The sequence below is a fragment of the Blautia caecimuris genome (assembly GCF_024622975.1).
Taxonomy (GTDB): Bacteria; Bacillota; Clostridia; order Lachnospirales; family Lachnospiraceae; genus Blautia_A; species Blautia_A caecimuris.
Genome location: NZ_JANJZT010000055.1, coordinates 1 through 10,639, shown reverse-complemented (window position 1 = coordinate 10,639; position 10,639 = coordinate 1). Strand labels below are relative to the sequence as shown.

At 44.2% G+C, this 10,639-nt stretch carries 12 protein-coding genes; 6 read left to right on the top strand and 6 right to left on the bottom strand.

Annotation, left to right across the window (positions count from 1 at the left end; all coding sequences use genetic code 11):
* Nucleotides 1-151: 151 nt before the first annotated feature.
* Entirely contained in the window at nt 152-481 is a 330-nt protein-coding gene (locus NSA57_RS18595; RefSeq protein ID WP_408611672.1) for a PBECR4 domain-containing protein, read from the top strand.
* A 120-nt stretch (nt 482-601) separates the two neighbouring features.
* Here the strand turns inward: NSA57_RS18595 and NSA57_RS18590 are convergent, their stop codons facing one another.
* From NSA57_RS18590 to NSA57_RS18565, 6 genes are all read right to left on the bottom strand, one after another.
* Nucleotides 602-961 carry an HNH endonuclease signature motif containing protein gene (locus NSA57_RS18590; RefSeq protein WP_178811247.1) on the bottom strand — a complete coding sequence of 120 codons (360 nt, stop codon included), beginning with the start codon at nt 959-961 and terminating at the stop codon, nt 602-604.
* A 217-nt stretch (nt 962-1,178) separates the two neighbouring features.
* On the bottom strand, nt 1,179-1,595 hold the full coding sequence (locus NSA57_RS18585; protein ID WP_178811250.1) for a DUF1492 domain-containing protein: 417 nt from the start codon (nt 1,593-1,595) through the stop codon (nt 1,179-1,181).
* Between the two features lie 36 nt (nt 1,596-1,631).
* A complete protein-coding gene (locus NSA57_RS18580; RefSeq protein ID WP_178811252.1) occupies nt 1,632-1,877 on the bottom strand; it encodes a hypothetical protein in 246 nt (81 codons plus the stop codon).
* The gene (locus NSA57_RS18575; RefSeq protein ID WP_178811255.1) at nt 1,867-3,237 is read right to left on the bottom strand and encodes an SNF2-related protein; all 1,371 of its coding nucleotides are present in this window, start codon (nt 3,235-3,237) and stop codon (nt 1,867-1,869) included. Before NSA57_RS18575 ends, NSA57_RS18580 begins: the two co-directional genes overlap by 11 nt.
* Nucleotides 3,218-3,496: a PDDEXK family nuclease gene (locus NSA57_RS18570; RefSeq protein ID WP_178811257.1), complete on the bottom strand. Its 279-nt coding sequence runs from the start codon at nt 3,494-3,496 to the stop codon at nt 3,218-3,220. The genes NSA57_RS18575 and NSA57_RS18570 overlap by 20 nt, the downstream gene beginning before the upstream one ends.
* A 134-nt stretch (nt 3,497-3,630) precedes the next feature.
* Nucleotides 3,631-5,919, bottom strand: a complete 2,289-nt coding sequence (locus tag NSA57_RS18565; protein WP_178811260.1) for a phage/plasmid primase, P4 family — start codon at nt 5,917-5,919, stop codon at nt 3,631-3,633.
* A gap of 268 nt (nt 5,920-6,187) precedes the next feature.
* On the opposite strand from NSA57_RS18565, the gene NSA57_RS18560 reads away from it, so the two are divergent.
* The 5 genes from NSA57_RS18560 (at nt 6,188) to NSA57_RS18540 (ending at nt 10,517) form a co-directional block, all read left to right on the top strand.
* Nucleotides 6,188-6,352 carry a hypothetical protein gene (locus NSA57_RS18560; RefSeq protein WP_005612470.1) on the top strand — a complete coding sequence of 55 codons (165 nt, stop codon included), beginning with the start codon at nt 6,188-6,190 and terminating at the stop codon, nt 6,350-6,352.
* Nucleotides 6,336-6,644, top strand: a complete 309-nt coding sequence (locus NSA57_RS18555) for a DNA ligase (RefSeq protein WP_178811263.1) — start codon at nt 6,336-6,338, stop codon at nt 6,642-6,644. Before NSA57_RS18560 ends, NSA57_RS18555 begins: the two co-directional genes overlap by 17 nt.
* Nucleotides 6,637-7,770, top strand: coding sequence for a DUF2800 domain-containing protein (locus tag NSA57_RS18550; RefSeq protein WP_178811266.1), 1,134 nt, complete (start codon nt 6,637-6,639; stop codon nt 7,768-7,770). The genes NSA57_RS18555 and NSA57_RS18550 overlap by 8 nt, the downstream gene beginning before the upstream one ends.
* A 14-nt stretch (nt 7,771-7,784) precedes the next feature.
* The gene (locus tag NSA57_RS18545; protein WP_178811269.1) at nt 7,785-8,348 is read left to right on the top strand and encodes a DUF2815 family protein; all 564 of its coding nucleotides are present in this window, start codon (nt 7,785-7,787) and stop codon (nt 8,346-8,348) included.
* A gap of 186 nt (nt 8,349-8,534) precedes the next feature.
* The gene (locus tag NSA57_RS18540) at nt 8,535-10,517 is read left to right on the top strand and encodes a DNA polymerase (protein WP_178811272.1); all 1,983 of its coding nucleotides are present in this window, start codon (nt 8,535-8,537) and stop codon (nt 10,515-10,517) included.
* The last annotated feature ends 122 nt before the right edge of the window (nt 10,518-10,639 follow it).

The following is a 10,639-nucleotide window of genomic DNA, read 5'->3' as shown; positions in this document are numbered from 1 at the left end:
CAGTGTATTTGGAGAACAATGTGATATTGGACAGATAAAACATCTCATCTTCTAAAAAAGTGCTTTCAATTATATAGGGGTAATCTGGGCAATTTTGAGTCGATAAGCAGTCGTATTTTAAGTAGCACAATGAGTTAATTTATATTCATACATGCCACGCATGTATCCTTTCATCACAGGCATTAAAGCAGATTATTTAATATCCAGCCATTTTAGTGTTGATAATTTCATCTTTATCATCAAGGCAAATGCGCAAGGTGAATTAAAATGTGATTTTCTTTGTTGCTCCATTTTCGAAAAAGGTGATCGCGATTATGAAACAAATCAAAAAGCTCGAACACTGATGAAGAAAGAACGAATACATATTCCTTCTAACACCACTGATATTCTATTGGATCGCTTATCAGCTCAAACAAGGCCAGAAGACAAAACTACTGATCCTTCAGATAATACAGAAGCAAAATCCGATATTTCACAATAGTACCACTTCCTTTGGGAGGTGGCTTTTTTCTGCTATCCCCCCTATTCAATTTTGCGACTGCACACGCAAGACCTACCCGCCGTTCTATGGTGAGCCGGTCTACAGAGATTTTGATCCCCCCTACCGGTCATGCCAACGATCCCCACGCTTCGCATGAATCTGTGAATGACACGACTTACACAACGCAATCAGATTGCTCCGGTCATGTGTGCCGCCTTCACTCAAAGGAAGCTTGTGGTGAATCTCCTCCACTGGAACCAGAACTCCTCGCTCGTAGCACTTCTCACAGAACGGATGCCCTGCAGCATACTTATCACGAATCCTTTTCCATGCACGACCATATCTTCTCTTCGCATTTTTATCTCTTCCGTATTTCTCATAATCACTATTCACTTTTTTCGCATGCTCTGCACAGTACCGCCCTGTCACTAACGCAGGACAGCCTGGATAAGCACACGGTTTCTTCGGCTTGCTAGGCACAGTTACACTTCCTTCCATGCACTCGAAACAAGTTTTCTCATTGTCGCGACATTCGTCAAATGTCTGCTCATGCAAGCATGGCAGCTACTTTCCTCATTACTCATGCAAAAAAGCCCCGGGAAAATTTCTTCTCTCAAGGCTCTGTTCTGTCATACACTTTCGACACTATCATAATAACATATATGCTTCTGCCACGTTGTGACAAGGTGTGCCAACCTTATTCCGATACGACAAAATTATTTAATGCTGATGCATGGATACGATGTACTGTTCTATAAGAAACATTCAGCTCATAGGAAATATCTTCCCAGCTTTCATTTTTAAGATAACGATATTTAAGAAGAAGCCTTTCCTCTGAATTCTCCATCTTTTCAATCGCTGTATTGATTTCTGAGCGAAGATCTACCAATCTATTAATCTTACCATCAATCTTCTTCTCATACTCCCATATCTTCTCAATGGTTTTAATAAATGGAGCCTCCAGATTTATGTTAGGATTCGTACCAATCTTTTCCCCATAGCTGCATCCCTGAATGGTGCCACGCATCTCCCGAAGCTGTTCCAGTTCCTTAACCTCAACTTGTATCTGCTTATCCAAAAGATACGCCTGCTTCAAATACTCTTTTGCTGTCATATGCTACCTCCGATAAAATAAAAATTTCCCTCGGATTTACTCTGATTGTCTTATTTCATCCTGAAGCCTTCTTATCAAAAACTCTCCATCCACTGAAGTCAGTTGCTGATACCACGGACTTCTGAAGAATTTCTCTATCCGCAAAGCCTCATCCATTGCTGTCTTGCTTCCCTGATTACACTTTACCCTTTTGAGTGCGGCTCTATAATCAGAAACCGCACTAAGAATAATAGCATTGGCAAGATGTTCATATGGATCTTCTGCTAAATTCTTACCTACCATGCGTTACCCTCGCTTTTACAGCAGCAATCAATCTGTTTTGTGTCATATCCTTATTGGCCAATGCTTTCATGACATCTTCATCTATCGTTCCTGCAGTAATAATATGCTGGACCACAACAGTCTCAGCCGACTGTCCCTGCCTCCACAATCTGGCCACTGTCTGCTGATACAGTTCCAGGCTCCAGGTAAGTCCAAACCAGATTAAGATATTTCCGCCTGACTGCAGATTGAGACCATGCCCTGCTGATGCAGGATGAATCAGAGCCACCGGCAGTTCTCCTCTATTCCATTTACGTATACTTTCCTCAGAATCCAGCTTTTCAAAAGAAATCTTCCTCTCTGAAAGCCTCCTCCTAATTCTTGTCAGGTCATGCTTAAACCAATAAGCCACCATCACCGGCTTCCCGTTAGCAGCTTCTATCAAATCCTCCAGCGCATCTAACTTTTGATCGTGGATCTGAATCTCATCGCCGTCATCAGAATAAACAGCACCATTTGCCATCTGTAACAGCTTTCCTGAAAGAGCCGCCGCATTAGCTGCAGTAATCTCACCGGTTCTAAGTGGAAGGAACATTTCTGCTTCCATGTCATCATATAAAGAAGCTTCATGCTCACTCATATAAACCGGATATTCATTACTGATAAGCTCCGGCATTTTCAAATGGTCAAGTGCCTTCATAGAAATCGTGATATCCGATATCTTGTTATAAATCTGTTCCTCGGCACCTTTTCTTAATCTGTAAGAATAAACAATCTGGCCATTAGTCTGATCTGGCACGAAATAATTCACTCTGTACTGACTGATAAATCTGCCAAGTCTCTCTCCCATATCCAGGCACTTGAATTCTGCAAAGAGATCCATCAACCCATTAGAAGAAGGTGTACCGGTGAGACCGATTACTCTCTTTACCTTTGGTCTCACCTTCATAAAAGCCTTAAAACGTTTGCTGTTCCAGTTCTTAAAGGATGAAAGCTCATCCAGAACCACCATATCAAAATCAAAAGAAACACCACTCTGCTCAACCAGCCATTGCAGATTTTCACGATTAATTACATAAATATCTGCATCTGCTGCCAGAGCCTTCTTCCGATCTGCTGCTGTACCTAGAACGATCGAATATTTCAGATGCTTCAAATGCTCCCATTTGTGAATCTCATCACTCCAGGTGTTTCTTGCTACTCGAAGCGGAGCCACCACCAGGACCTTGTTTATCTCAAAGCTGTCATACATAAGCTGCTCGATGGCTGTCAACGTAATACTGGTCTTGCCAAGTCCCATCCCAAGTATTACGGCTGCTATCGGATGTTCCAATATATAATTGATTGCATACTGCTGATAATCATGCGGTTTGTATTGCATCTATAATTCCTCCAATCTGTCCCATATCATCCAGGACGAATACTTTATAACCAAGAGCACGAAGCTGTTCATGTCTATGCACCTGAAGCTTTCTTGGCTTCTCACCGGGAGCCTTCACCTCCACGAACCCGATTTTCCCATCAGGTAATAAAACAATTCGGTCGGGCCAGCCTGAAGAACCGGAATTCCATTTTTCACACAAGCCACCTCGCTTCTTTACTTCTCGAACTAATTTCTGTTCAATATATTTTTCACGCATCGTACGCCTCCATCATTCTTAACAGGTGTGCAGGTCGAGTACCTCGTTCCGTAAAACTCCCTATAGCAGATTTTTTATAAATTCTCTCTAAAGGGATTTTTATGTAGAGAGGTTAACGACCTACACAAAAAGAATTAATTTAAAAAATCCTGTCCTTCTTTAAGCTTCAATCCCACGACCTGCACTCCCGTATTCTTGCGGATACGGTTAAAACCAGCTTTATCCATCGAAGAATAGAAATCTGTAGTACTGCGGATATATTCGCCATTCTGCATGCAATGCGCCCGATAAGCCTGATACAGCTCTCCCGATTTTTCTTTATATGACGGATCCATCTCACAACACTCCTCTAAAAACTGACCAAGCCAATCATTATCCTCGCGGTAAGCCTTAATCGCCGCCTCCACCACATCCGGAAGGTCTGTATGGAAATCCTTGTCGATAGCCTTCTTGGCACCTTCGATAATCCAACTCATAATGGCAGGCCCAGCATGTTCGAAAAGGTAATCTGCATAATTCTTAATGTCACTCTTACCAGTAATCTTCGCATTAAAAGGAATCACGATCAGCCTTCGCCAAATACCATCATCATTAGCTCCAACCTTCGGAAGATGGTTTGTATAAAGCACCAGCGTATGCGACGGAACAAAAGAAAACGGATCCTTGTACTTCTTCTCAGCCTGGATCTCATCTGTAGAGCAAAGCTGCTTCACAACTGCCGTATTAAGCCTCATACCTTCCTCCATCTCCGAAGAAATGATGAGTCTCTTACCCTTAAGCTCAGCCATCTCCGGCTTCACATTTCTCTTACAGTTCATAGTGAGCGCTTCTGCTGAAAGCTTACCTGCGTAATTACCAAGCACCCGAAAAATCGTATTCCAGAAGGTACTCTTACCATTGGCACCGCCACCGTAAGCAATAATCATATGCTCCTGATAAACCTTACCGATTGCAGCCATACCAACTGTCTCCTGCACATAATCGATGAGCTTCTGATCCTTGCAAAAGAAAAGCTTCAAAGCATCCAACCATATCTGCTTTCCTTCTTCACCCGGCGAACATGCCGTAATCTTAGTAATCAAATCCCCAGGATCATGAGGCTGTTCTCCTGCCAGTCCCTTCCTTAAATCAAAGGTGGCATAAGGCGTATTGATGAGATTCTCATCCTTATCCAGATCACTGACCGAAATTGCAATCATTGGCTTCGCAGTATTCGCCGCTGAAACAATGTACTTATAATCACGTCTTTTCTGCACAAACTTCAGATATGTCTGCGCACCCATAAGCATATAAACAAGCGGTAACAGCTGACCGTCCACTTCCTTCAGAAGCTCCCTCGGACCTGCCTGTATAGAAGCCTTTGTCACTCCGGCATCCTCTAATGCCTTTTCTACTCTGGCAACCTCATCCATTGCATCCTGAAGCTGCAGATCCAAGAATTCCTCAACCGCGCCGATTGCCAACTGCTTATCCTCACGCCAACAGTCACCATCAAATCTAAGGAAATCTGTTGCACTGGTGTACTTCAGCTCTTCGCCATACTCACTCACAAGAACCTTCGCCTGTCCGATATCGGAATAATCCTCAGGCTTCAAAGTGGCACCTTCGAAATCTGCATTATATTCCTCCGGCGGTACATATCCGTCCTGTGTCACAATACTCTTCCTGTAAAACTTCACTGCACTGTTCCAAATAGTCTTAAGCTCAGCATCTGGAAGCGGCGGATCACATTTTCTTGCATGCTCCAAAAAAGCTTCATGAGCCTTCTCTGTATCACCATACTTCTTAAGAATACGTCCCGCAAATCGGCTCATGGTGTTATTACGGCTTCCTTCTAAGATAGGACCGGTACTCTTACCACCTGACATCTCAGAATCAAAATACTCTTCTTCGATATCAGAGGTATCTACCTCTTCATCCACCGTCATCCAACCATCGTGATAAATCACCTCATCACATTCCGCACCGAATATGAATCTGGCAGCATCCAGCGCATTTCCATCAAAGAAGGAATAAACACTCTGAATTGCTTTCTTCAGATTTGCGTACCTGCCGGCATCCGTTATCTCTGAAATAGGAAAATACATGTGATACCTCGGTCTCGCCGACTTGCCTTCCTTATCTAAAAGATGGTGGCGGCTCGGTGCCAGCAAGTATTCCACATTCGGAAACAGCTCTTCCAACTTCTCAGGCGTAATCCATTCTGTAGGTTCGTCCGTGTGGTCATTATCAATATCCATGACAATCACATCTGATCTGATGAAATTCTCAACGCTTCGATAATTCCCTTTGAACTCTGCACAAACATGATCCTTCTTCACCGCTTCCTGCAGCTGCTCCGGCGTAACCACTGTCACCCTATTGGGATAGCTACAGTTCCCGGCTTGACCGACGCAGTTTGCTGTACAAATAGTTACCTGCATATTTCAAACCTCGCTTCTGTAAAAGTAAGAACCTACAAGTTCTCCTAACTTCCTAAGCGGGTTTGCCCTACACTTTTCCGGTCAGATTCCAAAATAATTTGCAAAAATCACCCAGAGCAACATCGCTTCCTTATATAAAGCGAAATTTGCCCTGGCTATTTTCAAAACTTTATTCAAAAAATATTCCCTCCGACCGGAAAAACACTCCCCGGATGCGCTTAGGAAGATAGAAAGGCAACAAAGCCCTTCGGAAAGCGAGGTGCTGCAGATGCAGACAGAAACGATTGATAAAAGCCAGCAGGCCACACCACAGATTGAGGAAGAGCTCATTGATACTCTCATTGCAATCAGCGTTGTAGCAAAACGACTGGCAGCCAATCTAAGACAACAGAATAAAGAAAACGGAGGAACTGAAAATGAGCAAAATGAGTGAATTATCTCAGGTGCTGGATGAAATGATTGCCTGTGGTGAAGGAATGATCAAAACCGCCAATGCATTAAAGGATATCTTCTCTTCTACAGAAGAAGCTTCGGCAAAGACCGAGCCCGCTCCTACCTATACAAAGGAAGATGTTCGCGGAGTACTCGCTGCAAAATCAGCTGCAGGCTTTAAGAAGGAGGTAAAAGACCTTCTGGAAAAATTCGGAGCTCAGCAGTTAAAGCAGATTGATCCGAAAGATTACGCAGCCCTTCTTAAGGAAGCAGAGGTGATTGGAAATGCCTAAGCACGCATACCTTTCCGCTTCTGCCAGCCACAGATGGTTAGCCTGTCCACCAAGCGCAAAGCTCTGTGCCAACATCCTGGATCAGGCTTCCGAATATGCACAGCAGGGAACCGATTGCCATGAGCTTTGTGCTTATCTGGTAGAAAAAGCACTTGGCAAAGATGTAATCGATCCAACGGAAAATCTCACCTACTACGATGCCGAAATGCAAAACTGTGCTGAGGAATACAGAAATTACGTATTAGAGCAGATTGAAGCAGCAAAAGAATTCTGCAAGGATCCGCAGGTCATGATCGAACAGAGACTGGATTTCTCCCGCTGGGTAGAAAATGGCTTCGGAACCGGCGACTGTGTCATCGTAGCCGATGAAGTATTGCAAATCATCGATTACAAGCACGGCCTCGGAATCCTCGTAAGTGCCGGTGACGATGAGCATGGCGGCAACAGCCAGATGATGTGCTATGCTTTAGGAGCTTTAGAAGTATTCGGTGACATCTACGACATCAACCAGATTAAGATGACCATCTTCCAGCCAAGACGCGACAACATCAGCACCTACACCATCAGCAAGAAAAATCTGCTGAAATGGGCAGACGAAGTCCTGGCGCCAACTGCACAGCTTGCATACGTCGGCAAAGGCGAATTCAACGCCGGCGACCATTGTACCTTCTGCAAAGTAAAGGCAACCTGCCGCAAGCGTGCAGAATACAATCTGGAGCTTGCAAAATATGATTTCGAGATGCCTGCCACACTGGATGATACAGAAATCGCTGCCATCCTCGAAAAAGTAAATGAAATGATTTCATGGGGCAACGACATCAAAGACTATGCACTGCAACAGGCACAATCAGGCGTTCACTTCGAAGGCTGGAAAATTGTAGAAGGAAGATCCAAAAGAAAATATACCGACGAAAATGCTGTGGCAGATACAGTAAAAGACGCAGGCTTCGATCCGTATGAGAAAAAGCTTCTCGGAATAACAGCCATGAGCACACTGCTCGGAAAGAAGAAATTCGAAGAGCTTTTAGGTGGGCTAATTTACAAACCACCTGGCAAACCCACATTGGTACCGGAATCAGATAAGAGACCGGCAATGAACACTGCAAAAGATGATTTTAAAGAGTAAAGGAGACAACAATTATGTCAAAGATTTCTAATCCTACAAAGGTAATCACAGGAGTAAACACACGTTGGAGCTATGCGAATGTATGGGACGCCAAGAGCAGCAACGGAGGCACGCCTAAGTACAGCGTTTCCCTCATCATTCCCAAGTCCGACACTGTAACCGTAAACAAAATCAAAGCTGCAATCGCAGCCGCTTATGAAGAAGGTCAGAGCAAGCTCAAGGGTAATGGCAAGACCGTTCCTGCTCTCTCCGTACTCAAAACACCTCTCCGCGATGGTGATCTGGAGAGACCTGATGATCCGGCTTACGCAGACGCATACTTCATTAACGCCAACAGCGCTACAGCACCTGGCATCGTAGATGCAGACCGTCAGCCTATCCTTGAGAGATCCGAAGTGTATTCCGGCGTATACGGCAGAGCCAGCATTAACCTTTATGCCTTCAACAGCAATGGTAACAAAGGAATCGCCTGCGGTCTCAACAATCTCCAGAAGATTCGTGACGGCGAACCACTCGGCGGCAAATCTCGTGCAGAAGATGATTTCGCAACCGATGATGAGGAGGATTTCCTCAACTAAAAATCACACGACAATTACGGCGGCAGGACAAACCTGCTGCCAATTTGAAGAAAGGTATGGTGACAACCTATGACAAAAGAGTTATTAATGGTTCCAGCCTAAGACCGAAGATACTGATAAAAACTAATACATAGGCGGCGGTACCCACAAAGTGCCGCTGCCATTTTTGCAAAGGAAGGATTTATGATGAAAGAATTGTCAATTGATTTAGAAACTTACAGCGATATTGATATCTCCAAATGCGGAGCCTACAAGTACGCTGAGTCTGATAATTTTGAGATACTGCTCTTTGGTGTCTCTGTTAATAATGGGCCTGTTGTTGTCTATGACCTTACATCAGGTGATGAGATTCCAGCAGAAATCTTAGCAGCACTATCTGATGAAAATGTAACCAAATGGGCTTTCAATGCTTCCTTTGAAAGAGTCTGCTTATCCAACTGGCTCAGGAAGCATCACCCGAAATACTTTAAAACTTATAATACTCAAGGCAATCCGGTACAAAACTTCTTGGATCCAGCCTCATGGAAATGTACAATGATATGGTCCGCCTATATGGGCTTACCGCTTTCACTTGAAGGTGTCGGGTCTGTCCTTAAGCTCCAGAACCAGAAAATGAAAGAAGGCAAGGACTTAATCAAATACTTCTGCAGTCCCTGTAAGCCAACAAAGGTAAATGGCGAAAGAACCAGAAACCTCCCTGAACATGCACCTGATAAATGGGAAACCTTTAAGACCTATAATCGCAGGGATGTTGAGGTGGAGCTTGCCATCAAGCAGAGATTATCAAAATTTCCGGTACCTGACTCAGTGTGGCATGAATATCATATTGATCAGGAAATCAACGACAGAGGCATAATGCTGGATATGGATGTTGTAGAAAATGCTATCGCCTTCGATGAAAGATCCAAATCAGCTCTTATGATAGCAATGAAAAATATCACTAATCTGGATAATCCAAACAGCATAGTTCAGATGAAACAATGGCTCTCTGATAACGGTGTCGAAACAGAATCCCTTAGTAAAAAGGATGTTGCTGGTCTTATTAAAGAGACCGATGGCGATATCAGTAAAGCGCTTAAGCTGAGACTCCAGCTTGCCAAATCCTCTGTAAAGAAATACCAGGCAATGCAGAATGCTGTTTGCAAAGACGGCAGAGCTCACGGTATGTTCCAGTTCTATGGGGCCAACCGCTCAGGAAGATGGGCTGGTCGCTTGATCCAGCTGCAGAACCTTCCGCAAAATCATATGTCCGACTTAGCTGAAGCTCGTGAGCTGGTTCGTACTGGTGATTATGATACTCTGGATATGCTTTATGATGACATTCCTGATACTTTAAGCCAACTGATCCGTACAGCCTTCATCGTAAGACCTGGATATAAATTCATCGTAAGTGACTACTCTGCCATCGAAGCCAGGGTCCTTGCACATCTTGCCGGTGAGACCTGGCGTTCAAAAGTATTCGCTGAAGGCAAAGACATCTACTGTGCTTCTGCCAGTCAGATGTTTGGAGTTCCGGTTGAAAAGCATGGCATAAATTCTCACCTCAGACAGAAGGGCAAAATCGCAGAGCTTGCCCTCGGATACGGCGGATCTGTAGGCGCTCTGAAATCCATGGGAGCTTTAGAAATGGGGCTTAGCGAAGAAGAGCTCCAACCACTCGTAGATTCCTGGCGTAATTCCAATCCTATGATTACAGCTTTCTGGTGGAATGTAGATAATGCAGTAAAGACCGCCATCAAGATGCGCATCCCTACTGAAGTAAATGGAATTCATTTCTGTTACAAAAGCGGAATGCTCTTAATCAAGCTCCCTTCCGGCAGAGTACTCAGCTATGTGAAGCCAAAGATTGGTGAAAACAGATTCGGCGGTGAATCCGTCACCTACGAGGGCATCGGTTCCACCAAGAAATGGGAACGCATAGAATCCTACGGTCCGAAGTTTGTGGAAAATATCGTACAGGCCGTATCCAGAGATCTACTGTGCTACGCTATGCAGAATCTTTCCGATCAACAGATCTGCGGCCATGTCCATGATGAGCTTATCATCGAATGCCCGGAGGACACAGATGTCAGCAGCATTACCTCCATCATGGGACAGTCTCCTGCCTGGATGCCGGACATACTGATCCGAGGTGACGGCTACGAGACCAAATTTTATAAAAAAGATTAAAAATATAGCGGCTTCCGGTTCATCGCCAGAGGCCGCAGTGTATTTAAATCGTAAGCGCTTAAATCTTGGGTAGCTTTACTGTCTACGTTTTTGAACTCATAATGATAGCAAATAGATTTTTA